This is a genomic window from Streptomyces sp. CC224B, from assembly GCF_030010595.1.
GTDB classification, from domain to species: Bacteria; Actinomycetota; Actinomycetes; order Streptomycetales; family Streptomycetaceae; genus Streptomyces; species Streptomyces longispororuber.
On record NZ_JASCXL010000031.1, the window covers coordinates 22841 to 45841 of the forward strand.

Annotated in this window: 16 protein-coding genes and 4 pseudogenes; 16 read left to right on the forward strand and 4 right to left on the reverse strand. The window is 73.9% G+C overall.

All coding sequences use genetic code 11. The features are described from left to right. Window positions 1–32: 32 nt before the first annotated feature. The 9 genes and pseudogenes from QK440_RS14970 to QK440_RS15010 all read left to right on the forward strand — a co-directional run bounded on the left by QK440_RS14970 (window position 33) and on the right by QK440_RS15010 (window position 12809). A complete protein-coding gene (locus tag QK440_RS14970; RefSeq protein ID WP_282793581.1) occupies window positions 33–1256 on the forward strand; it encodes a globin domain-containing protein in 1224 nt (407 codons plus the stop codon). A gap of 276 nt (window positions 1257–1532) precedes the next feature. Beyond that, the gene (locus QK440_RS14975; RefSeq protein ID WP_282793628.1) at window positions 1533–2426 is read left to right on the forward strand and encodes a universal stress protein; all 894 of its coding nucleotides are present in this window, start codon (window positions 1533–1535) and stop codon (window positions 2424–2426) included. A gap of 84 nt (window positions 2427–2510) precedes the next feature. Then, window positions 2511–2915: pseudogene (locus QK440_RS14980) on the forward strand (universal stress protein); the annotation flags it as partial. A 336-nt stretch (window positions 2916–3251) separates the two neighbouring features. Then, window positions 3252–3511 (forward strand): annotated as a pseudogene (locus tag QK440_RS14985) (universal stress protein); the annotation flags it as partial. A 504-nt stretch (window positions 3512–4015) separates the two neighbouring features. After that, window positions 4016–6430, forward strand: a complete 2415-nt coding sequence (locus QK440_RS14990) for a phosphoketolase family protein (protein ID WP_282793582.1) — start codon at window positions 4016–4018, stop codon at window positions 6428–6430. A gap of 114 nt (window positions 6431–6544) precedes the next feature. Continuing rightward, a pseudogene (locus QK440_RS14995) lies at window positions 6545–8985 on the forward strand (glycosyl hydrolase family 65 protein). A 440-nt stretch (window positions 8986–9425) separates the two neighbouring features. Further along, complete coding sequence (locus QK440_RS15000; protein WP_282793629.1) at window positions 9426–11153, forward strand: ABC transporter ATP-binding protein; 1728 nt, start codon at window positions 9426–9428, stop codon at window positions 11151–11153. 120 nt (window positions 11154–11273) lie between these two features. Further along, the gene (locus QK440_RS15005; RefSeq protein ID WP_282793583.1) at window positions 11274–11852 is read left to right on the forward strand and encodes a TetR/AcrR family transcriptional regulator; all 579 of its coding nucleotides are present in this window, start codon (window positions 11274–11276) and stop codon (window positions 11850–11852) included. Between the two features lie 78 nt (window positions 11853–11930). Beyond that, a complete protein-coding gene (locus QK440_RS15010) occupies window positions 11931–12809 on the forward strand; it encodes an alpha/beta fold hydrolase (RefSeq protein ID WP_282793584.1) in 879 nt (292 codons plus the stop codon). An 81-nt stretch (window positions 12810–12890) separates the two neighbouring features. Here the strand turns inward: QK440_RS15010 and QK440_RS15015 are convergent. After that, window positions 12891–14288: pseudogene (locus tag QK440_RS15015) on the reverse strand (alpha-amylase family protein); the annotation flags it as partial. A 64-nt stretch (window positions 14289–14352) separates the two neighbouring features. After that, on the reverse strand, window positions 14353–14484 hold the full coding sequence (locus QK440_RS15020) for a hypothetical protein (RefSeq protein WP_282793585.1): 132 nt from the start codon (window positions 14482–14484) through the stop codon (window positions 14353–14355). Between the two features lie 226 nt (window positions 14485–14710). On the opposite strand from QK440_RS15020, the gene QK440_RS15025 reads away from it, so the two are divergent. The 3 genes from QK440_RS15025 to QK440_RS15035 all read left to right on the forward strand — a co-directional run bounded on the left by QK440_RS15025 (window position 14711) and on the right by QK440_RS15035 (window position 17851). Beyond that, entirely contained in the window at window positions 14711–15250 is a 540-nt protein-coding gene (locus QK440_RS15025) for a GNAT family N-acetyltransferase (RefSeq protein WP_282793586.1), read from the forward strand. 265 nt (window positions 15251–15515) lie between these two features. Next, window positions 15516–16553, forward strand: coding sequence for a LacI family DNA-binding transcriptional regulator (locus QK440_RS15030; protein WP_282793587.1), 1038 nt, complete (start codon window positions 15516–15518; stop codon window positions 16551–16553). 362 nt (window positions 16554–16915) lie between these two features. Beyond that, window positions 16916–17851, forward strand: a complete 936-nt coding sequence (locus QK440_RS15035; protein WP_282793588.1) for an adenosine kinase — start codon at window positions 16916–16918, stop codon at window positions 17849–17851. Here the strand turns inward: QK440_RS15035 and QK440_RS15040 are convergent. Continuing rightward, entirely contained in the window at window positions 17829–18467 is a 639-nt protein-coding gene (locus QK440_RS15040) for an isoprenylcysteine carboxylmethyltransferase family protein (RefSeq protein ID WP_282793589.1), read from the reverse strand. The two genes, QK440_RS15035 and QK440_RS15040, sit on opposite strands and share 23 nt — an antisense overlap. Window positions 18468–18762: 295 nt before the next feature. Between QK440_RS15040 and QK440_RS15045 the strand changes: the two genes are divergently transcribed. The 3 genes from QK440_RS15045 (at window position 18763) to QK440_RS15055 (ending at window position 21436) form a co-directional block, all read left to right on the forward strand. Further along, the gene (locus QK440_RS15045; RefSeq protein ID WP_282793590.1) at window positions 18763–18990 is read left to right on the forward strand and encodes a DUF2945 domain-containing protein; all 228 of its coding nucleotides are present in this window, start codon (window positions 18763–18765) and stop codon (window positions 18988–18990) included. Window positions 18991–19062: 72 nt separating this feature from the next. Continuing rightward, window positions 19063–20238, forward strand: a complete 1176-nt coding sequence (locus QK440_RS15050) for a spore photoproduct lyase family protein (protein ID WP_282793591.1) — start codon at window positions 19063–19065, stop codon at window positions 20236–20238. 151 nt (window positions 20239–20389) lie between these two features. Then, window positions 20390–21436 carry an LLM class flavin-dependent oxidoreductase gene (locus QK440_RS15055; protein WP_282793592.1) on the forward strand — a complete coding sequence of 349 codons (1047 nt, stop codon included), beginning with the start codon at window positions 20390–20392 and terminating at the stop codon, window positions 21434–21436. A 186-nt stretch (window positions 21437–21622) separates the two neighbouring features. Here QK440_RS15055 and QK440_RS15060 read toward each other — a convergent pair whose 3' ends face one another. Further along, the gene (locus QK440_RS15060) at window positions 21623–22030 is read right to left on the reverse strand and encodes a hypothetical protein (RefSeq protein ID WP_282793593.1); all 408 of its coding nucleotides are present in this window, start codon (window positions 22028–22030) and stop codon (window positions 21623–21625) included. A gap of 350 nt (window positions 22031–22380) precedes the next feature. Here QK440_RS15060 and QK440_RS15065 point away from each other — a divergent pair, with 350 nt between their 5' ends. Continuing rightward, entirely contained in the window at window positions 22381–22971 is a 591-nt protein-coding gene (locus tag QK440_RS15065; protein WP_282793594.1) for a sigma-70 family RNA polymerase sigma factor, read from the forward strand. The last annotated feature ends 30 nt before the right edge of the window (window positions 22972–23001 follow it).

Below are 23001 nucleotides of genomic sequence, written 5' to 3' on the forward strand. Positions count from 1 at the left end.
CCCTCTCCCCTCTTCCCTGCCTGGGAGGCTCCATGCTGTCCGCAGAGTCCGCCACGGTGGTCCGCGCCACCCTGCCCGCCGTGGCCGGCGCGCTCGACGAGATCACGACGCGTTTCTACGGCGCGATGTTCCGCGACCGGCCGGAACTGCTCGACGGGATGTTCAACCGCGGCAACCAGGCCAGCGGGGCGCAGCGCCGTGCGCTTGCGGGGTCGGTCGCCGGGTTCGCGAGCGCGCTGCTCGCGCACCCGGACACGCGCCCGGACACGCTGCTCGACCGGATCGCGCACAAGCACGCCGCGGTCGGTGTCACCGACGACCAGTACACGATCGTGCACAAGTACCTGTTCGGCGCGTTGGCCGAGGTACTCGGCGACGCCGTCACCCCGGACGTGGCGGCCGCCTGGGACGAGGTGTACTGGCTGATGGCCGGCGCCCTGATCAGCCGCGAGGCCCGCCTGTACCAGGACGCGGGCGTCGAGCCGGGCCGGATCTGGCGGCGGTGGACGGTCGTCGAGCGCCGCGCCGAGACCCCGGACGTGGTGTCCTTCGTCCTGCGCCCGGCCGACGGCCTGCCGGCGCCGCGGGCGCGGGCGGGCCAGTACGTGAGCGTCCGCGTACGGATGGCCGACGGGGTGCGCCAGCTCCGCCAGTACAGCCTGTCCTCCGACCCGGGCGGCGAGCTGCGGCGGATCACGGTCAAGCGGGTCGCGGGCACGGTCGGCACCCCGGAGGGCGAGGTCTCCGCCCTGCTGCACGACCAGGTGCGCGCAGGGGACGAACTGACGCTGTCCCCTCCCTTCGGGGACGTCTTCCTCGACGACGCGGCCGACCCGGCCGACGCCGCCACTCCGGTCGTCCTGGTCTCCGCGGGCATCGGCGGCACGCCCATGGTGGGCATCCTGGCCCGTCTCGCCGCCCTCAGCTCGCCCCGCACGGTGCTGGTCCTGCACGCCGACCGCTCCCCCGCCGCGCACGCCCTGCGCGCCGAGACACGCGAGCTGGTCGCCCAACTGCCGCACGGTCGGGCGGTGTTCTGGTACGAGGGCTCCTGCCCGGAGGAAGCCGACGCCCGCGAGGGCCTGATGAGCCTCGACGGTATCGAACTGCCTGAGGGCGCCACGGTGTTCCTGTGCGGCCCCCTGCCGTTCATGCGGGGCGTCCGCGCGGAGCTGCTGCGCGCCGGGGTTCCGGCACGGCGCATCCGCTACGAGGTCTTCGGCCCCGACCTGTGGCTGCCCGACACCACGGCCTGACCCGCCCCCGGAGGGCCCGCGCGAGGACCGCGGTGGAGCGGGAGGCTGGGCGGCCGCCACGGCCGCCACGGCCGCCACGAGCGCCACGCCCGCCTCCCGCTGACGCGCACGGGCACAGGGCCGGTCGGCCCGGGCCGTGCCCCGGTCGGCCCTGTCACCCCGGCCGCCGCGCGACGACGCTGGAAGCGAAGCCGAACGCGCTTCGACGTGGTGGGACGCCCAGGACGGCACGCCGGGCCGCCTGCGCCTTTCCCGCCCGATCAGGAGGTGGACATGATGCCCCGTACCGTCGTGGCCGGTTTCGACGGCTCGGCCGAGAGCCGGGCGGCCGCCGAGTGGGCCGCCCGCGAGGCGCGGCTCCTCGGCGCGGAGCTGCGGCTGGTCGGCGTCCGGGAGCCCGTCCCCCTGCCGTACGCGGCTCTCGCCGAGGGCAGGCAGTACGAGACGGACCAGGTGGCCCGTGAAGCCGCGGCCGGCCTGAGGCTGCGTCACCCCGGCCTGACCGTCGACGTAGTGCGGCTCAACGGGCTGCCCAGTGAGCTCCTGGCGGCGGCGGTGGACGACGCCGGGCTACTCGTGCTGGGGTCCCGGGGACTGAGCGGCTTCGGCGGCTTCCTGGTGGGGTCCGTGGGGCAGGCCGTGGCGGCCAGGACCCGGCGCCCGGTCGTGCTCGTCCGGGCCGGGGAGCAGGCCGTGGACGAGCACGCCCACGATCCGTCGGGGATTCCGTCGGCCGCGGCGCCCTACCGGCCCGTGGTCCTCGGGCTCGACACCGAGAGCCCCGACGCGGAGCTGCTGGCGTTCGCCTTCGAGGCCGCGGCGCGCCGCGACACCGCCCTGCGCGTCCTGCACTCCTGGCCGCCGCCTCCCTACTTCGCCTACGGGCTCCCCGAGGACCCGGAGCTGGACGCGCGGCTCGCCGTGGACGACGCGGCGGCGCTGAGCGAGGTCATCGGCCCCTGGCGGCGGAAGTTCCCGTCCGTCGAGGTGCGGGAGGAGTCCCGCCCCGGCAAACCCGCAGCGCACTTGACCAACGCCTCCGCAGACGCCTCGCTCGTGGTGGTGGGGCGCCGCGTCCGCAGCTCGCCGATCGGCGGCCGCATCGGGCCCGTCACGCACGCGGTGCTGCACCACGCTGCTGCCCCGGTCGCCGTCGTCCCGCACGACTGACACCACGGCTGACCCCGCGAATGGCCCCGCGAATGGCCTCACGACTGGCCCCAGGACGGAGAGGGCGACGAGGAGATGCGGCACATGGAGTTGCCCGTGGTCGTCGGCGTCGACGGCTCGGAGCCGAGCCTGCGGGCCGTGGACTGGGCCGTGGACGAGGCGGCCCTGCACGGCGTGCCGCTGCGGCTGGTGTACGCCTCGTTGCGGGAGCGCTACGAAGGGCCCGCCCTGGCACAGACGCCGGGCAAGCCCGCCTAGCGCGAGCGGGCCGACGCGGTCGTCGTCTCCGCCGCCGCGCGGGCGGAACGCCCCAACCCGGACGTGAAGACCTCCGCCGAAGCGGTACGCGCCGACGCCGTGGGCGCCCTGCTGCGCGAGGGCCGCAACGCCTCCATGGTGGTCGTCGCGTCCCGGGGCCGCGGCGGCCTCACCGAGCTGCTCCTGGGTTCGATGAGCCTGGGGGTCGCCGCCCGGGCCGCCTGCCCCGTCATCGTGCTGCGCGACGGCCGCGCCCCGGGCGCCAGGACCCGGGCCGAGCAGCGGATCGTGCTGGGGGTGGGCGACACGACGGGCGAGGCGGCCGTGCGCTTCGCGTTCCAGGAGGCGGCCGACCGCTACGCCTGTCTGCACGCGGTACACGCCTGGCGGTGTCCCGCGCCCGGCACGCCGCCCGCGCCCCTCACGGCCGCTGGCCCGGTGGGCGACCACGCACGGCACGCCGCTGACCGCGTACCGGTGTGCGGCCAGGGAACGCCCGCCGCGGACCGCGTACCGCCCGCCCCGGACCGCGTGCCCCACGCCCCGGACCGCGTACCGACGTGCGATCACGAGCAGCAGGCCTCCGACCGCCTGGAGGAAGAGCCCTGCGGGATGCCGCGCGCGAGCACCCCTCCGTACGGGTACGCCGACGCCCCGTCGAGGGCGGCGCCCGCACGGTGCTGCTGCGGGCCGCGGCCGCCGCCGACCTGCTGGTGGTGGGCGCGCGTCGCCGCCGGGGGCACCGCGGTCTCCAGCTCGGCCGGGTCGCGCACGCGGTGCTGCACCACTCCGCCTGCCCGGTCGCGGTCGTCCCGCAGCGGGAGTGAGGCCGGTGCCCGGCTCCGCGGACCAGGGCGAACGTCCGTACCGCCCGCCCCTGCGGCCGTGCCCCGCCGAGACGGGCGGGGGCCCACTGCGTGCCGGGCCGCCTCGCGGACCCGTGCCGGGCCACGTCGCGGACCATGCCGCGCCGGGACAGGAGACCGATTTCGGCCGAACAGCGTGTTTTCTGCTGCTGCGGGCACGCGTGCGGTGTAACGCTGGAAGTCCACCGGGGTGGGCCGCCACTCCCGGCGGGCTTGGGACAGGCACGAGCCGAGCCACCCGGGGGTGGGAATGCGCCGCGCACAGCCGCACGGTGTGCCTCCCGTGCCCGGCGGGGCCCCCGTGCCCGGCGGGACCTCCCGTGCCCGGCGGGACCTCCCCGCCGCGCCCGGCGCACTGCCGCCCCCGACGGCACGCGGCGCCCCGCCGCCTCCCTGCCCCCGGCTCGCTCCCCGACCGCTCAGCGCCTGCCCTCTCCCCATCCGACGACGTTCACGAGGTCCCTCATGTCTCACGCGAAGCCAGAGCACCAGGGCAGCGGCACCGGCGCCACCACCGGCGGCACGGCGCTGACCGATGACGAGGTGCGGGTGCTGGACGCCCACTGGCGGGCCGCCAACTACCTGGCCGTCGGGCAGATCTACTTGATGGCCAACCCCCTGCTCACCGAGCCGCTGCGGCCCGAGCACGTCAAGCCGCGGCTGCTCGGGCACTGGGGCACCTCCCCCGGCCTCAACCTGGTCCACACCCACCTCAACCGCCTGATCAAGGAACGCGGCCAGGACGCCCTGTGCGTCTGGGGCCCCGGCCACGGCGGCCCCGCGGTGCTCGCCAACTCCTGGCTGGAGGGCAGCTACACGGAGACGTACCCCGACGTCACCCGGGACGCCGCGGGCATGGAGCGGCTGTTCCGGCAGTTCTCCTTCCCCGGCGGGGTGCCCAGCCACGTCGCCCCGGAGACGCCGGGCTCCATCCATGAGGGCGGCGAGCTGGGGTACTCGCTCGCGCACGCCTACGGTGCCGCCTTCGACAACCCGGACCTGCTGGTGGCCTGCGTCATCGGCGACGGCGAGGCCGAGACGGGTCCGCTCGCCGCCTCCTGGCACTCCAACAAGTTCCTCGACCCGGTGCACGACGGCGCGGTGCTGCCGATCCTGCACCTCAACGGCTACAAGATCGCCAACCCCACGGTCCTGGCCCGGCTGCCCCAGGAGGAACTCGACGCGCTACTGCGGGGATACGGCCACGACCCGCTGCACGTCAGCGGCGACGACCCGGCCCAGGTGCACCGGGACATGGCCCGGGCGATGGACACGGCCCTGGACCGGATCAGCGGGATCCAGCGCGCCGCCCGTGAAGGCGGCGGCGCCGAACGGGCGCGCTGGCCCGTCATCGTGCTGCGTACGCCCAAGGGCTGGACCGGGCCCGCCGAGGTCGACGGGCTGCCCGTCGAGGGCACCTGGCGCTCCCACCAGGTCCCGCTGGGGGACGTCCGCGGCAACGCGGACCACCTGCGGCAACTGGAGGGGTGGCTGCGCTCGTACCGGCCCGAGGAGCTCTTCGACGAGCGCGGCCGGCCGCGGGAGCGGGTCCTCGCCTGCGTCCCCGAGGGCACGCGGCGCCTCGGCGCGACCCCGCACGCCAACGGCGGCCTGCTGCTGCGCGATCTGCCCGTGCCGCCGCTGGAGCGGTACGCGGTCGCCGTCGACAAGCCCGGCGCGACGCTGCACGAGCCCACCCGGGTCCTCGGCGACCTGCTGGAATCCGTGATGGCGGCGACCGCCGAGCGCCGCGACTTCCGTCTCGTCGGCCCCGACGAGACGGCCTCCAACCGCCTCCAGGCGGTCTACGGAGCCAGTGGCAAGGCCTGGCAGGCGCAGACGCTGGACGTCGACGAGCACCTGGACCGGCACGGCCGGGTGATGGAGATCCTCTCCGAGCACACCTGCCAGGGCTGGCTGGAGGGGTACCTGCTCACCGGCCGGCACGGCCTGTTCTCCTGCTACGAGGCGTTCGTCCACATCGTCGACTCGATGGTCAACCAGCACATCAAGTGGCTGCGCGTCACCCGCCGCCTGCCGTGGCGGGCGCCCATCGCCTCGCTCAACTACCTGCTCACGTCGCACGTGTGGCGCCAGGACCACAACGGCTTCTCGCACCAGGACCCCGGCTTCGTCGACCACGTCCTCAACAAGAGCCCCGAGGTCGTCCGCGTCTATCTGCCGCCGGACGCCAACACCCTGCTGTCCGTGGCCGACCACGCCCTGCGCAGCCGGGACTACGTGAACGTGATCGTCGCGGGCAAGCAGCCCTGTTTCGACTGGCTGACCCTGGACGAGGCCCGGGCCCACTGCGCCCGCGGCGCGGGCATCTGGTCGTGGGCCGGCACCGAGGACAGCGCGCGCGAGCCGGACGTGGTGCTCGCCGCGGCGGGCGACGTGCCCACCCAGGAGGTGCTGGCCGCGGCGCAGCTGCTCCGCCACCACCTGCCCGAGCTGGCCGTGCGGGTCGTCAACGTCGTGGACCTGGCCCGGCTGCTGCCCGCCGATGAGCACCCGCACGGCATGCCCGCCGCGCAGTACGACGCCCTGTTCACGCGGGACAAGCCGGTCGTCTTCGCGTACCACGGCTACCCGTGGCTCATCCACCGGCTCGCCTACCGGCGCGTCGGCCACGCGAACCTGCACGTCCGCGGCTACAAGGAGATCGGCACCACCACGACGCCCTTCGACATGGTGGTCCGCAACGACCTCGACCGCTACCGGCTGGTGATGGACGTCATCGACCGGGTGCCGGGCCTCGCCGTCCGCGCCGCCGACGTACGGCAGCTCATGGAGGACACCCGGCTGCGCCACCACGCCTGGATCCGCGAGCACGGCACCGACCTGCCCGAGGTCGCGGACTGGACCTGGACCGCCTGACGCGCCCCGGACCGCACGGGAACGCCCCGCCCCGGGTGCGGGCCCGGGGCCCGGCGGCCGCCCCTGACCACCGGCCCCGGGCCGGGCCGCACCGCGCACATCGGAGGACCGACCATGCCCGACGGTACCGACCCGGCCGTCTTCCCCGACCACGCCGACTGGACCTGGACCTACGAGGGCTACGAACCGGCGCGCGAACGGCTGCGGGAGTCGCTGTGCACCCTCGGCAACGGCTACTTCGCCACCCGCGGCGCCGCCCCCGAGTGCGCCGCGGACTCCGTGCACTACCCCGGCACGTACGCGGCCGGCTGCTACAACCGGCTGACGTCCGACGTGGCCGGGCTGAGGATCGAGAACGAGGACATGGTCAACCTGCCCAACTGGCTGCCGCTGCGCTTCCGCACCGGCTCGGGCGCGTGGCTGTCCCCGGACACCCACAAGCTCCTCGAACACCGCCAGAGCCTCGATCTGCGCTCCGGCACCCTCACCCGTACCCTGCGCTACGAGGACGACGACGGCCTCCGGCTGGCCGTGCGGCAAGTGCGCCTGGTCCACATGGGGGACCCGCACCTGGCGGTGCTGCGCACCGAGTTCACCGCGGAGGGCTGGACCGGGGACCTGGACGTCGAGTCGGCGCTCGACGGGGCCGTCACCAACCGCGGCGTCGAGCGCTACCGGCGGCTGGCCGCGCGCCACCTCACCCACGCCCACGCCGGGGCCTGTGAGGACGGCACCACGGTGTGGCTGCGCTGCCGCACCACGACCTCCGACATCCGCGTGGGCCTCGCCGCCCGCACCAGGGCCGACGCCCCGGCGCCGGTTACCGTCCGGCACGACGACGGGCGGGCCGTGCACCTGCTGCGGCTCTCCCTCACCGACGGGCGGCCCGTGACCGTCGACAAGACCGTCGCCCTGCACACCTCCCGCGACCCCGCGATCAGCGACCCGCTGCACGCCGCCGTCGACCGGGTGCGCCGCGCGCCGGACTTCGCCGCCCTGCTGGCCTCGCACCGCACCGCCTGGAGCCAGTTGTGGCGCAACGCCGAGCTGGACGTCCCCGGCAGCGCCGGTCCGGTCCTGCGCCTGCACCTCTTCCACGTGCTGCAGACCCTGTCCCCGCACACCGCCGACCTGGACGTCGGCGTCCCGGCCCGCGGACTGCACGGCGAGGCCTACCGCGGCCACGTCTTCTGGGACGAGCTGTTCGTCCTGCCCTACCTGAACCTGCACTTTCCGGAGGTTTCCCGCGCCCTGCTCACCTACCGCCACCGCCGCCTGGAGCGGGCCTGCTCCGCCGCCCGGGACGCGGGGCACAGCGGCGCCATGTACCCGTGGCAGAGCGGCAGCGACGGCCGCGAGGAGACGCAGCGGCTGCACCTCAACCCGCGCTCGGGGCGCTGGCTGCCCGACCACTCCCGCCTCCAGCACCACGTCGGCTCGGCCGTCGCGTACAACGTGTGGCAGTACTGCGAGGCCACCGGCGACACCGAGTTCCTGCACACCAAGGGCGCCGAGATGCTGGCGCAGATCGCCCGCTTCTGGGCCGGGCTCGCCACGTACGACGGGACGCTCGGCCGCTACCGGATTCGCGGGGTGGTCGGCCCCGACGAGTACCACGAGGCCTACCCGGCGTCCCCGCGCCCGGGCCTCGACGACAACGCGTACACCAACTCACCGCCGCCTGGGTGCTGGCCCGCGCCCTCGACCTGCTCCGCGCCCTGCCGGTACCGCGCCGCCGGGACCTGTACGAGCGGATCGCCCTCGACCCCGACGAACTCGACGCCTGGGAGGACGTCTCGCGGAAGCTGCACGTGCCGTTCCACGACAGGGTCATCAGCCAGTTCCAGGGGTACGGCGAGCTGGCCGAGCTCGACTGGGCGGGCTACCGGTCCCGGTACGGCGACATCCGGCGCCTGGACCGCATCCTGGAGGCCGAGGGCGACAGCGTCAACAACTACCAGGCGTCCAAGCAGGCCGACGTCCTGATGCTCGGCTACCTCTTCCCGCCCGCCGAACTGCGGGGCCTCTTCGCCCGCCTCGGGTACGGACTCGACGACGCCACCTGGCAGCGCACCGTCGACCACTACCTGGCCCGCACCAGCCACGGCTCCACCCTCAGCAGCCTCGTCCACGGCTGGATCCTGGCCCGTGCCCGTCGCGCGGACGCCTGGGCGTTCGTCCAGGAGGCACTGGCCGGGGACATCGCCGACGTCCAGGGCGGCACCACCGGCGAGGGCATCCACCTGGGCGCCATGGCGGGCACCCTCGACCTGGTCCAGCGCGGCCTGACCGGCCTGGAGACCCGCGACGGAACCCTGCGCCTCGACCCCGTCCCGCTGCCGGAGCTGTCCGAGTACGGCTTCGCGGTCCGCTACCGGGGCCACTGGGGTGTCCGGCTGCGGCTGGGCGCGGGACGGCTGAGCGTCACCGTGCCGGACTCCGACCAGGGCCCGATCGACATCGCACTCACGGACCGGACGGTGCCGGTGGAGCCCGGGGAGTCCTGCACGCTCGTCCTCACCGACCAGGACGGAACGCGCACGACGACGCCCTGAGGCGGCTGCCCCCCGCCGCTGGCGGATGCGGCGGTGGCGGCCGTGGTCGCGGGGTTCACCGGCGCCGACGCCCCGCGCGGCGTTTCGGCCACCCATCGGATCGGCGCGGGCCGTCCGCCGTACGGGTCGGTGCATCCGGCAGTCGCTGCCGCCCCGTATCCGTGCGGGACCTGCTTCGTCCGAAACACGTGTGTTCGAACGACTGCGGCTCGTCGTTGAGTGCGGCATCACCGAGAAGTGCGGCCACGAGGGCCGAACCCCGCTCAGGAGGTGCGCAGTTGACGACGCCCGACCCCTCACGCGCGAGCACCGCCCCACCGCCCCCACCCCCACCGGCCGATCTGCGGTTCGAAGCCAAGGACGCGGCCAACCGGCTGGCGGGGATCACCGCCCGTACGGTCGTGCGCCGGCTGCCCGCGGCCGTGTGGTGGACGCTGAAGATGGCCTGGCGCGTGGACCGCCGGGCCGTGCTCCTGCTGGGCGTGTGCCAACTGGTCGCCGGCGCCTCCCAGGCCGTGCTCCTTGCCGCCACCGCCCGCGCCATGCGGCCCCTGCTGGGCGGGGCGGACGCCGCCTCCCGTATCGAGGCCGCGCTCCCGGCGCTGGCGGTGGTCGTCGGCGCCGCCGCCGTGGCCAGGGTGTTCACCGTGCTGGGCTCCTACGCCTCGGGGCGGGTCACGCCGCTGCTGGTCTCCCAGGCCGACACCCGTTTCGTGGAGACGGTGTGCCGGGCGGAGATGACGGCGATGGAGGAGCCGGGTTTCCACGACGAGAAGACGGCGGCGAAAGCCGGTGTGCAGCGCACCGCGAACCTCGTCACCGACGTGCAGCGATGCATGTCCGCGCTCCTGCAGATGACCGGCGCCATGGGCGCGCTCACGATGCTGCACCCGGTCCTGCTGCCGCTGGTCGCGCTGGCCATCGTCCCGGCCGGGGTCGGCGAGATCCTCTCCGCGCGCATCAGCTACCAGACGCACTACCTGAACCTCGCCGACGAGAACGTACGGCACATGGTGCGCTGGTGGGCGACCGTGCCCAAGCACGCCGCCGAGGTCCGCGCGAACGGCATGACCGACTACGTGCGGTTCTGGTACGCCTCCATCTCCCGGCGCATGGACGCCCGCACCATCGCCGCCGCCCCTCGCAAGGCGCGCGCCGTGCTGGCGGCCGCGGCGGTCGGCGGTGTGTTCCAGGTCCTCATCTGGAGCGCCCTGGCCTACCTCGCCACGCACGGCCACCTGGGCCTGGCCGTCGCCGCCACCGCCATCGTCGGGCTGAAGTCCGTGCTCGCCTCGCTGGGCACCGCGGTGACCTACGCGGCCAACATCCTGAACACCGGCATGTACCTCGACGACCTCCGCACCTTCCTGCGACGCGCCGAACGCGCGGCGCGGCAGCGCGGCACCCGCACGCCGCAGGCCCCGGCGACGGTGCGCGTGGACGGCGTGTCCTACACGTACCCGGCCAAGGACCGGCCCGCCCTGGACGGGCTGTCCCTCACCCTGGAGCGGGGCGAGGTCGTCGCGGTCGTCGGGGCGAACGGAGCGGGCAAGTCCACCCTGATGAACCTGATCACCGCGGTCACCCTCCCGGACAAGGGCCGTGTCCTGTGGGACGGCGTCGACACCCGCGACCTCGACGCGGACGCCGCGTGGTGCCACACGGGCGTCGTCACGCAGGACTTCGCCAAGTGGCCGCTGCGGGCGCGCGAGAACGTCACCCAGGGCCAGCCCCGCACCCACCACGACGGCCCGGTGTGGGAAGCCGTCGACCAGGTCGGCCTGCGCGAGGCGATCGAGGACCTGCCGCACGGCCTCGACACCCTCCTGGCCCGCGAGTGGTTCGGCGGGGCCGAACTCTCCGGCGGCCAGTGGCAGCGCTTCGCCTGCGCGCGAGCCCTGTACCGCAAGCCGGCCGTACTGATCCTCGACGAGCCGACCAGCCAGCTCGACGCCCGCGGGGAACACCAGATCTTCACCGCCCTCAAGGCCATGAGCCACGACCGGATCACCGTGATCGTCACCCACCGCCTGGACAACACCCGCCTCGCCGACCGCGTCCTGGTCCTCGACCACGGCCGCATCGCCGAGCACGGCACCTTCGACACCCTGCGCGACACCCCGGGATCGCTCTTCGCCGAGATGTACGCCCTGTCGCAGGACCGGTAGCCGGCGGCCGAACCAGGCCGGTCGAACGGCGCACGGCCGTGCAGCACCTGCGCACCGGCGAGTGACCAGGCCCCAGCCGCCATTCTTGAGCGAGCGATCCAGATACGCTAGGGTGAAATCATGGCAAGGACCCGGGAGTTCGACACCGAGGCGGCGGTGAGCCGCGCCATGGAGCTGTTCTGGGCGCGTGGCTACGAGGCGACCTCGGTGCGCGACCTGACCCGGCACCTCGGGATCGGGCAGGGATCCTTGTACGCCGCGTTCGGCGGCAAGGACGGCCTGTACCGAGCCGCGCTGGAGCACTACCGCACCACCATCGCGGCAGCCGCCCTGCGCGACCTGGAGGAGGAGGCGGACGCCCGCGCGGCGATCCGCACGCTCTTGACGGAGCGGATCCGCATCGCCGCCGGTGGCGGCGGCCGGGGCTGCCTGGCCGTCAACGCCGTCTGCGAACGGCTGCCGCCGGACACGGCGACCCGGCGCACCGTGCAGGACATGCAGGACGCGAGCCGGGAGGCGCTGGCCGAGGTGCTGCGGGCGGCGAGGGAGCGGGGCGAGATCGCCGAGCGGCACGACCCGCACGCGCTCGCCGCCTTCCTCGTCACCTTCCTCAACGGCTTGCTGGTCTCCTCGAAGATCACCCCGGACCCACGGGCCCTCGAACCCCTCATCGACGTCGCGCTGACCACTCTCGACTGACGGTCCTCGCGACCCCCGTCGGACGTTCGGTTCCCATGCCCTCATTCTGGAACGTACGCTCAAGAAAGTGGATGTCCCATGATGTACGACCATGACGGAGCGCCCCTGCGCACCGGCCGAGCCGCGGTCAACGGCACGAGCCTGCACTACCGGACGGCCGGGTCCGGCCCGGCGGTCGTGCTGCTGCACGGCATACCGAAGACCGGCTACCACTGGCGCCACCTGGTCCCGGAGCTGGCGCCCCACCACACCGTCGTCGTACCCGACCTGCGCGGCCTCGGCGACTCCGCCCGCCCCGCGGACGGCTACGACTCCGCGACGATGAGCGACGACATCGCCGAGCTGATGGCCCGCCTCGGACACGAGACCTACGCCGTGGCCGGCGAGGACTGGGGCGCGGTGATCGGCTACCAGCTCGCCGCCCGCCACCGCGACCACGTCACCTCCCTCGTCTTCGCCGAGGCCCTCCTCCCCGGCTTCGGCTTCGAGGACCACACCGCCCTCACCCCCGAGAACGTCTCCGGCATGCACCTGTGGCACCTGGGCTTCTACTTCCAGCCCGACATACCCGAGATGCTGATCTCCGGGCACGAGCGCGAACTGATCACCTACATGATCAAGAACGAGCGCAGCCACCCCGACACCGCCACCCCCGACGCCGTCGAGGAGTACGTGCGCTGCTACTCCCTGCCCGGCGGCATCCGCGCCATGCTCGCCGTCTACCGGGCGATGCTCACCGACGCCGAGCAGAACCGGGAGGCCGCCCGGAAGAAGCTCGACATCCCCGTCCTGGCGCTCGGCGGCTCCGCCTTCATCGGCGAGCGCACCGCGGAGCAGGCACGGTTCGTGGCCCACGACGTCACCGGACGCGTCTTCGACGCGGGCCACGACCTCGCGGAGGAAGTACCTGCCGAGATGGCCGCCGCCGTCCTGCCGTTCCTGGCCGCGCACCGGTAGCCGCCGACCCTCCGGCCAGGTCCTCGCGGAGTGCGCGGCACCGCCGGTGCTCCTCAGCCACGCGTGAGGCCCCCTCGCTCAGCACTTCCGGGCGTCGGTGTGCAGGGCCAGCGCGGTGTCCGGTGCGACGGCGGCCCGGAAGCGGCCCGAGCCGTCCACGGTGACGCTCCTGCCGCTCTGGACGTCGCAGTAGGTGCCCGGGGCCAGGGACGTCTGGAAGGTCCGGTCGACGGTGGAGCCCTCGTGGTTGATCACCACGTACGCCTTGCTGCCGCGGCCGAACGCGATGGCGTCGTTGCCGTTGTCCCACCAGTGGGTGACGCCGGTGCCGCGCGCGGTGTTGCGGAACTTGACCATGCTCCTGATCTCGGGCCAGGCGTGCTGGCACTTCCAGCCGCCGCTGTAGCAGGCCCGCACGTGGCCGCCGTCGGGCGAACCGGCGTCGGGGTTGCTGAACTCGTAGCCGGAGTGCACGTCCGGGGAGCCGTAGGGCCAGGCCAGCATGAAGACGTGGGCGAGGGTGTACGTCGCGCCGTCCTTGTAGCTGAGGGTCTGGCCGTGGCGCTCGGTGTCGTGGTTGGTGACGAAGACGGAGGACGTGGAGCCCGGCAGGTAGCCCCAGCCCTCGCCGTAGTTCTTGAGGTAGGCGAGCTTCTCGTCGTTGAGGACACGCTTGAGGTCCCAGGCGTAGCGGAACTCCTGGACGTCGCCGGTGGCGGTGTACTCGCTCGGCGAGACCGCCTCGTGCGCGCCGTACAGCGTCTCCTGCTTCCAGTAGACGTCCGGCTTCGTCAGCCGGGACTTGATGTTCTTGAGGTCGTCGACGGGCATGTGCTTGGCCGCGTCGACGCGGAAGCCGTCGACGCCGAGGGACAGCAGGTCGTTGAGGTAGGCAGCGATCCTGCCGCGGACGTACTCCTCGCCGGTGTCCAGGTCGGCCAGGCCGCCCAGTTCGCAGTGCTGGACGTTCCACCGGTCCTGGTAGGTGCTGATGGGCGCCTGGCAGTCGTTCATGTCGGCGGCCGAGTACGTGCCGGGGTAGTCGTACTTGGTGAAGCGCGAGCCCGCGGAACCGGTGCCGGAGGCGTTCGTCATGTGGTTGATCACCGCGTCGGTGACCACCTTGACGCCCGCGGAGTGGCAGGCCTCGACCATGTTCCGGAACGCGGCGCGGTCACCGAGCCGGGTGCCGATCCGGTAGCTGACGGGCTGGTACGCGGCCCACCACGCCTCGCCCTGGAGGCGCTCCTGGGGCGGCGACACCTGGACGGCGCCGTACCCGTCCGGGCCGAGCCGGTCCCTGCACGCCCTGGCCACCGACTCGTACTTCCACTCGAAGAGCACGGCGGTGACGTCCTTGCCGCCGGGCGGGGCGGCCTGCGCCTGCGGGGCGCCCGCGACGAGGCTGCCGGCGGCTCCGGCGGCGAGGGCGACGACGGTGGCGAGCAGTCTGTGGACTCGGTTCTTCCGGGCAGCCATGAGGGGTCTCCTGCGTCAGTGGGGGGATGGCTGGTTGGCCTTGTCCGGCAACGCGCCGTGCCCGTCAGGCCGTTGAAGGTTGTTGCAGCAACATTTCAACGCCGATTTCGGTCGAGACCGTACGACCCCTCGGAACGGCGGTCAACCCTTCCGGCACGGGCAGGTGTTGCTCCGCGATGTCCTGGATTTCATCCACCGCAAAACCTTTCGCAAGACATTGCGACGGTGTTACGTTCCCTTACGACTCCGGTCCGAGCGGCCGGGGGCCCGGGCAACGGGCCCCACGCGCCCGGCCGTTCGGACCGGGACCACGGAACGAGGGCCCGGGGCCACATCGTTTCCCCGCTGCCCCGACCGGGCCGGCGCCGGGCCCTCCTCCCTCCGCGGCCGTCGAGGCCCCGCGCTGCGATAAGTTGCCCGCCATGACCGGACTCGGACCCGTCGACTGGCCGCCCGACCCGATACGGACCGAACGGCTCGTGCTGCGCGAGGCAGAGGCCCGGGACCGTGCGGCGTTCATCGAGCTGTTCGCCTCGCCGGAGGTGCGCGCGTACCTCGGTGGCCCCCGGCCGCGCGAGGAACTCGAGAGCGCGGTGCCCGAAGTGCCCGGGCGGCGCCCTGGTCTTTTCGTGATCGAACTCGACGGGGCGATGATCGGCACGGTCACGCTCGACCGGCGCGACGCGGAGCGGCCGGGACACCTCCACCCGGAGGCCGGAGAGGCCGAACTCGGTTACCTGCTGCTGCCGGAGGCATGGGGATGCGGGTATGCCACCGAGGCGTGCGCGGCGGCTCTCGCCTGGTTCGCCGGCGCGCTTCCTGGTGAGCCGGTGGTGCTCTGCACCCAGACCGCCAACGACCGCTCGATGCGCCTCGCCGCGAAGCTGGGGTTCACCGAGGTGCGGCGGTTCGAGGAGTGGGGCGCCGAGCAGTGGTTCGGCGTGGTCACGCCGTCCCGTTGAGCTCTTGGGCGAGTTGGCGAGCCAGTAGGCGAGAAGGCGAATTGGCGAGTCGGCCAGTTCGGCGAGGCGGTGAGTTCGGTGGGCCGACGCCCGCTCCGGAGTTCGCCGCGACCGCGGCCGGTGATCGCGTACGGCACCCCGAGGCGGCCCCGCTCCCCCGGTGCCCCGCCCCCGAATTCCGCAGGTTCCTTGGGAAAACGGAGGCTTTCCGCAAGCTTGCACGGCTGGTGGGCAATCGGGCGGATGACAGGTACAGTCCGGTTCCATGACCGCACGGCTCGTCGACATCGCAGCGCAGGCAGGGGTCAGCGAAGCCACCGTGAGCCGGGTACTGAACGGCAAGCCCGGTGTCGCCGCGGCCACCCGGGAATCCGTCCTCGCGGCGCTCGACGTGCTCGGGTTCGAGCGCCCGCCACGGCTGCGGCAGCGCGGCAGCGCCGGTCTCGTCGGGCTGATCACACCCGAGCTGGACAACCCCATCTTCCCCGCGCTCGCCCAGGTCATCGCGCAGAGCCTGACCCGCCAGGGCTACACGCCCGTGCTCGCCACCCAGACCCCCGGCGGCTCCACCGAGGACGAGCTCACCGAGATGCTGGTGGACCGGGGCGTCGCGGGCATCATCTTCGTCTCCGGGCTGCACGCCGACACCACCGCCGACCTGGGCCGCTACGAGGCACTGCGCGGCAAGGGCGTGCCGTTCGTCCTGGTCAACGGCTTCTCCGCCCAGGTGCGGGCGCCGTTCGTGTCGACCGACGACCGGGCTGCGGCGCGCCTGGCCGTCACCCACCTGGCGTCGCTCGGCCACACCCGCATCGGCCTCGCGGTGGGCCCCCGGCGCTTCGTGCCCGTCCTGCGCAAGATCGAGGGCTTCCAGCTCGCCATGCGGGAGCGCCTCGGCCTGCCGGCCGACGAATCCGGCGAGCTGATCGAGCACTCCCTGTACTCCCTGGAGGGCGGCCAGGCCGCCGCGGGCACCCTGATCGACAAGGGGTGCACCGCGGTCGTGTGCGCCAGCGACATGATGGCGCTCGGCGCCGTCCGGGCCGCCCGCGAGCGCGGTCTGGAGGTGCCGCGGGACATCTCGGTGGTCGGCTTCGACGACTCGCCGCTCATCGCGTTCACCGATCCCCCGCTGACCACCGTGCGCCAGCCCGTCCAGGCCATGGGCCAGGCCGCGGTCCGCACGCTCCTGGAGGAGATCGGCGGCACCCCCGCCCCGCACAGCGAGTTCGTGTTCCTGCCGGAACTGGTGGTCCGCGAGTCGACCGCGTCGGGGCGGCAGGAGGACCGCCGGTCCGCCTGACGGCGGGCGGGTGCCAGGCCGCGCCACCAGGCGCGCCGCTCGCGGTACCGGCGAACGGCCCGGGCCAGGCGTCCCTGCGCGACGCGCCGCCGCGACGGAGGGCCGCCCCCGCGGAGGGCCCAACTCCACGCTTCCCGGCGAATCGGTGAATTCCCCTGCCCGCAGGGGGAGTTGCTGACCCGACACCCCACCCCCGGCCCGGAAGCCAAGGACCGCGCGGACACCGCACACCGCAACCGCTCTGCAAGATTGCGGAAGTGCTTCCATCGCCGCCGCGCGACGTGCTTGACTGCCCTCTGGCCGGGACGAGACGAGACGAGCCGGGCCCCGCCGTCCCCGCCGACCGCGCCCAGGGAGGATCCATGCCCGCTGACCTCGACGACATCGACGTCCTCGTCCTGGGTGGTGCCGGGGTGGACACGACCGTGTACGTCCCCGAGCTGCCGCTGCCCCTCGCCGACAGCTACATGGTCCCCGCCATCGACATGCGGGCCGGGCAGACCGGTGACTTCGTGGCGATGGGCGTGCACGCGCTGGGGCTGCGGACGCACCACATCGACCTCATCGGCGACGACCATCCGGGCGACCTGGTGCGCGCGCTGCACCGGGACCGGGGCATCGCGCTCACCGAGGTCCCGCTGTCCGCGGGGACCAAGCGGGCGGTGAACCTGGTGTCGCCGGACGGCCGGCGCCTCTCCCTGTACGACAACACCCGCTCGCACGAGGCCGACCGGCTGCCGCCCGCCACGGTGGCGGCCCTCGCGGGCGCGAGCCGCCACGCGCACGTCTCCCTCACCCCGCCCTGCGCCCACGCCCTGCCCACCCTGCGGGCGGCGGGGGTGTCCGTCTCGACCGACCTGCACGACTGGGACGGTCACGAGCCGTACCACGAGGCCTTCGCCCACGAGGCCGACGTGGTGTTCCTGTCGACGGCCGCCCTGGCCGACCCGGAGCGGACCATGCGGCGGATCGCCGCGCGCGGCCGGGCCGAGGCGGTCGTCGCCACGGCCGAGGCGGAGGGCGCGTACCTCCTCGCCGACGGGGAGTTGACCCACGTCCCGGCCGCCGCTCCCCCGGCGCCGGTGGTGGACTCCAACGGAGCGGGGGACGCCTTCGCCTCCGGCTACCTCTTCGGCCTGCTGTCCGGCGAGCCGCCCCTGCGCTGCGCCCTCTACGGCTCCCTCGCCGGCGCCCACGCCTGCACTGTGCCCGCCACCGGCACCGACGTCATCCGCCGGGACCAACTCCTCGCACGGGCGGCCGAGGCGGACGGGCTCACCGCTGACCGGCCGGTGTGACCCCCGCCCGCCCCAAGCCGGGCAGGAACCGCCCCACCCTCGCGGTGTAGCCGAGATAGGCCGCGCCGTGCGCCCGTACCAGATAGGGCTCCTCGACGGTCCGCACCTGGAGCTCGACACCGGTGAACGCCAGGGCCCAGGCCAGCAGGGGGAGCCAGCCGGGCACCATCACCACCACGCCCGCCATACCGACGAGCAGCGAGGTGTAGATGGGGTTGCGCACCAGGCCGAACACCCCGCCCGTCACCAGTGCCGTGCGCTCCTCCACGGCGACGCCGATCCGCCAGGAGCGGCCCATCGCCTGCTGCGCGGCGAACACGCCCGCATACCCGGCGACGGCGACGGCCAGCCCCGCGCAGAACACCGGCGCCGTGGCCGGCCGCCCCTCCGGGCCCGCCGCCCCGAGCGCGACGAGCAGGGGGCCCAGCGCGCCCAGCGCCAGCCCCGCGCCCGAGAGCGTCGGTGACCACCACGGCGGGGTGCCCGGCGCCGCCGGGGTGAAGCGGTAGCCGTTGTCGCCGGTCGCGCGGTGGTGCAACCAGCTGCGCAGCCCGAATCCGACCACTCCCGCGGTCACATGGACAGACAGCGCCACCCATCCGGTCCAGGGTCCCATCCGCACCACTCCCTCTCCGTACCTCGCTGTCGGCCCGGCGCCCCCCACCGGCGGACCCGTTCCGCACCGCCGCGTCACCCGCCCTGCGGCCTACCACGCTCCGCGCAGGGCGGAACATCCACGTACACCGACCGTGGCCTCCGTCATGTGTACGATCGGCCCGACCAGCGCGTACGACCAGGGGGTCTGGCCCTCACCCTTCGCCCCGGGTCCCCGGAATGCGCCCCGCCCCGATGAGCGGGAGAGTGAAAGGCGAGGTGCACCAGGTCGCGCGAAGTGTGGAGGGAGCAGGGCCGTGGCGAAGGACGAGAAGTTCACGAAGGGCGATCGCGTCTCCTGGAAGAGCCATGGCCAGACCGTTCCGGGGAAGGTCAAGAAGAAGATCACGGGGCGCACGGAGGCGGCGGGGCGCACCGTCGACGCCTCGAAGGAAGAGCCGCAGTACGAGGTGGAGAGCGAGAAGTCCGGCCGGAGCGCCGTCCACAAGCCACAGGCGCTGCGCAAGCAGGGGAAGGGCTCCTGAGCGGCGCGGCACCGCCGTAGCAGGGGCGCGGCCCGGGACCGGGCGCGTACGGGAGAACGACAGGGACGGCACGTGGAGCAGTCAGCGGCGGGACCCGGTGCGGGCGAGCCCGAGCAGCAGGCGCTCTTCGGGTGGGCGGACACCGAGCCGGCGCGGCCCGCGCGCGGGGCGTTCCGGGACAGCCCCGAGGCGCGGCGGATGCTCGACGTACGGGAGGTCTACGCGGAGCCCGCGGCCCTGGACTCGCCGCGCGGCCAGCAGGTCATGGCCCGGCTGCCGGGGGTACGGGTCATCGAGGTCCCCCGGCACTGGGGCATCCCCTCGCTGCACGGCAACGGCGGCAACGTCGAGCGGTGGGTGCGCGTCAAGACCGAGACGCTGGTCCTCGGCGTCAAGCACCGCCTCGTGACGCGCCCCAACGGCAGGTCCGCCGACTGGATCGCTCCGGGGCCCTCCAACGGGTGCGCGATGTCCTGCGCCTACTGCTACGTCCCCCGCCGCAAGGGGTACGCCAACCCCATCACCCTGTTCACCAACATCGAGGCGATCGTCGCCCACATCCGGCGCCACGTGCGGGCCCGGGGGCCGAAGCCGGAGCCCAACCAGTGCGACCCCCACGCGTGGGTCTACGACGTCGGCGAGAACGGCGACTGCTCCGTCGACGCCCTGGTCTGCGACAACACCGCGGACCTCGTCGCGGCGTTCCGCGGCCTGCCGACCGCCAAGGCGTCCTTCGCGACCAAGTTCGTCAACCCCGACCTGCTCGCGCTCGACCCCCAGGGGCGTACGCGGGTGCGCTTCTCCGTCATGCCGCCCGACGACGCCCGGCTGCTGGACATCCGCACCAGTCCCGTCGCCGAGCGGATCGCCGCGGCCGCCGACTTCCTCGACGCCGGCTACGAGGTCCACTTCAACCTCTCCCCCGTCGTCCTGCGCCCGGGCTGGGAGGGGGACTGGGCCGACCTGCTCGTCCACCTCGACGACGTCCTGCCCGCCCGGGTGAAGGAGCAGGCGGCGGCCGAGGTCATCATGCTGACGCACAACCAGGCGCTGCACGAGGTCAACCTCGGCTGGCACCCCCGCGCCGAGGAGGTGCTGTGGCAGCCGGACATCCAGGAGACGAAGCGCTCGCAGAACGGCGCCCTCAACGTGCGGTACGCCCTGGAGGTCAAGCAGCAGGCCCTGACCAGGCTGCGGCGCCTGCTCGCCGAGCACGCACCGTGGCTGCGGATCAGGTACGCCTTCTGACCCGCCCCGGTGCCGCGCGGCGTTCCCCGGCTCCCCGTGGGGGCGGGCCCGTGTGTAGCCACCGCTCGACGGGGCACGATCCCAGCCACCACCGGGGTGGACCGCGACGTGGGTCGCGCAGCCGCGGAACCCGACGGCGAGGGGGATCAGCATGCGGACCGGCATCGTCATGGCCGCACGCCCGGGCGTCGAGCACCTGGCCGCCCGCGCGGAGGAACTCGGCTACAGCAGCTTCTGGGTGTACGACTCGCCGATGATCCACGGCGATCCGTTCGTCAGCCTCGCGCTCTGCGCCACGGCCACCAGCAGGATCAGGCTCGGCATCGGGGTCACCTCACCGTTGCTGCGCTCCGCGCCCGCCGCGGCGGCGGCGCTCGGCAGCCTCAACGCCCTCGCGCCCGGCCGCGTCGTCTGCGGCGTCGGCACCGGCAACACCGCACGCCGCGCGCTGGGCATGCGGCCGGCGAGGATGGCGGAGCTGGAGTCGTTCACGGCCGCCCTGCGCGACCTCACCGCCGGCCGCGAGACGGACCACCGCGAGGGGTCCCGGACCAGCAGGGTGCGCTTCCTGCACGTCGACGGCCACGTCAACACCGAGGACCCGGTGGAGTTCGTCGTGGCCGCGCTCGGCCCGCAAGGCGCCGCGGTCGCCGGCCGCCTGGGCATGGGGATGATCTCGTTCGCGCTGCACGCCCCCGCGGCCTGGTCCGCGCTCGGCCGGGCCCGCCGGGCGGCGGCACGGGCCGCGGGCACCGGTGAGGAGCCGCGCTCGTACCTCATGTCCTCGCTGTACGTCCTCGCGGACGGCGAGGACCGGTACGGCGATGCCGTCAAGGACGCCATGGGGCACATCGCGGTGAGCGCGCTGCTCCTCGCGGTGGAGAACCCCGCCTTCCGCGCGGCCCTGCCGCAGGAGGAGGCCGCGGCCGTCGACCGCCTGCTCAGCCGCCGCGGCACCACCGCCACGGACCCCGACCGCCACCACAGGCTCTACCACGACTACCTCGGCCGGCTGTCCCCTGAGGACCGGGATCTCGTCGTGCCCTCGCTGGTGGACAGGTTCGGTCTGATCGGCACCAGGGACGAGATCGGACAGCGGCTCGACGCGCTGGAGGAGGCAGGGGTCGACGAGCTGGTGGTCCAGCCGGTGGTGGACCCTGAGGCCGACATGACCGCTCTGGCACGCCTCCTGCTCTGACGCCGCACCACCACGGTCACCGCGGCCGCACCCCGCCGCCCCACCGGCACGGACGGGCCCCGGCGAAGAACGGCCGGGCGCCCGGCCGATGGCGCGCACGCCCTCCGTCCGGGGACCGGCGGTCGGTGAGGCCGGGTGCGCACGACGGCGTCCCCGCAGCCGTGCGGCCGCGGGGACGCCAGGGGCTTACGCGACGCACCCGGGGAGCTGGGCGCGTCCGGACTCCGCCACCTTCTGCCCGTTCACGTACATCTCCGTGTAGATGCCGCGCACATGGGCGAAGCCGTTGAAACAAGCTCCGGCCGCGTGCAGGAACCCTTGCGAGAAGAACTGCTTGTTGTACGCGATGCGTTCGTCGGGGCGGAGGGACAGATCGGCCCAGACGGCGATCTCCACCGTCGCGTTGCCGCAGCCGCCGCCCACGCGCTGCACCGCCGCTTTGGCTCTGGCATGCCCGTCACTCGTGGGCAGGTGGGCAATGTTGTCGCACGGCAGTGCGGCCGGTACGGCCCGCTCCACGGCAGGCGCCGCGGCCGCCCCCACCAGCAGCATGAGCACCGCCGCCACCATCACTCCAGGGGTCCGACATCGCATACGTCCTCCTTGTCCGCGGGGCCCCGGCTCCACACGACGCGGAGCGCCTCCAGCGAGGCCACCGTCGGCAGTCGCCAAGCCTGCCGCGGTCACGCTGGGCCGATAAGGGCGCGCGGCGGGGCGCCCATGCCACACAGGGCTCACCCGATAAGTACACAAAGTGCCCCCGCGGGCCGGAAGCGCGCGGGCCGCGCGAGGACGTCACCACCGCGCGTGGTCCGGGGCGGTGGCGGCATGCCGACCGCGGTGTGGGGCGAACCGATGCAGAAGCGATGCGAGTTGGCGGTGGGCGGGGGCCGGGCGGACCGTGGCCGCACGGCACGTGGCCGTCCCCTGGAAGGAGCCGCTGCATGACCGCACTCGCTGTGATCCCTCCGTCCCCCGCGCTCGCGGCGGAACCGGAGCACGCTCTGGCACAGCGGTTCGTCTCGGGTGACGAGGGCAGCCTGGAAGCGGTCTACCGCCGCTGGGCCCCCCTCGTCCTGTCGCTCGCCGGGCAGTCGCTGGGCGACGGTGCGGAGGCCGAGGACGTCACCCAGACGGTGTTCCTCGCCGCCTGGCACGGGCGCCACGGCTACCGGCTCGGCCGGGGGACGCTGCCCGCGTGGCTCGTGGGCATCACCCGCCGCAAGATCGCCGACGCGCTGTCCGCCCGCACCCGCCGCACCCGCATCGCCGCCGCGGCGGCGGCCCGCGAGTCCACCGGGGCGGCGGACCCCGCACGGCCGCAGGACGCCGTCCTCGACCGGCTGGACCTCGTGCGGGAGCTGAACCTCCTGCCGCACGCCCAGCGGCGGGTGCTGTGCCTGGCGTTCTACGGGGATCTGACGCAGACGCAGATCGCCGACGTCACCGGATGGCCGCTGGGTACGGTCAAGAGCCACACCCGGCGCGGCCTGCTGCGTCTGGCGCGCAGCCTCGAGGAGGGCCGGGTGGAGTGAGCGCGCCGCCCGGGCTTGCCGCGTGCCCGA

What these genes read in the sequence shown, in the direction of transcription:
- QK440_RS14970 (WP_282793581.1), top strand. Translation starts at nt 33, where the DNA reads ATGCTGTCCGCAGAGTCCGCCACGGTGGTCCGCGCCACCCTGCCCGCC.
- QK440_RS14975 (WP_282793628.1), top strand. Translation starts at nt 1,533, where the DNA reads ATGCCCCGTACCGTCGTGGCCGGTTTCGACGGCTCGGCCGAGAGCCGG.
- QK440_RS14990 (WP_282793582.1), top strand. Translation starts at nt 4,016, where the DNA reads ATGTCTCACGCGAAGCCAGAGCACCAGGGCAGCGGCACCGGCGCCACC.
- QK440_RS15000 (WP_282793629.1), top strand. Translation starts at nt 9,426, where the DNA reads ATGGCCTGGCGCGTGGACCGCCGGGCCGTGCTCCTGCTGGGCGTGTGC.
- QK440_RS15005 (WP_282793583.1), top strand. Translation starts at nt 11,274, where the DNA reads ATGGCAAGGACCCGGGAGTTCGACACCGAGGCGGCGGTGAGCCGCGCC.
- QK440_RS15010 (WP_282793584.1), top strand. Translation starts at nt 11,931, where the DNA reads ATGATGTACGACCATGACGGAGCGCCCCTGCGCACCGGCCGAGCCGCG.
- QK440_RS15025 (WP_282793586.1), top strand. Translation starts at nt 14,711, where the DNA reads ATGACCGGACTCGGACCCGTCGACTGGCCGCCCGACCCGATACGGACC.
- QK440_RS15030 (WP_282793587.1), top strand. Translation starts at nt 15,516, where the DNA reads ATGACCGCACGGCTCGTCGACATCGCAGCGCAGGCAGGGGTCAGCGAA.
- QK440_RS15035 (WP_282793588.1), top strand. Translation starts at nt 16,916, where the DNA reads ATGCCCGCTGACCTCGACGACATCGACGTCCTCGTCCTGGGTGGTGCC.
- QK440_RS15040 (WP_282793589.1), bottom strand. Translation starts at nt 18,467, where the DNA reads ATGGGACCCTGGACCGGATGGGTGGCGCTGTCTGTCCATGTGACCGCG.
- QK440_RS15055 (WP_282793592.1), top strand. Translation starts at nt 20,390, where the DNA reads ATGCGGACCGGCATCGTCATGGCCGCACGCCCGGGCGTCGAGCACCTG.
- QK440_RS15060 (WP_282793593.1), bottom strand. Translation starts at nt 22,030, where the DNA reads ATGCGATGTCGGACCCCTGGAGTGATGGTGGCGGCGGTGCTCATGCTG.
- QK440_RS15065 (WP_282793594.1), top strand. Translation starts at nt 22,381, where the DNA reads ATGACCGCACTCGCTGTGATCCCTCCGTCCCCCGCGCTCGCGGCGGAA.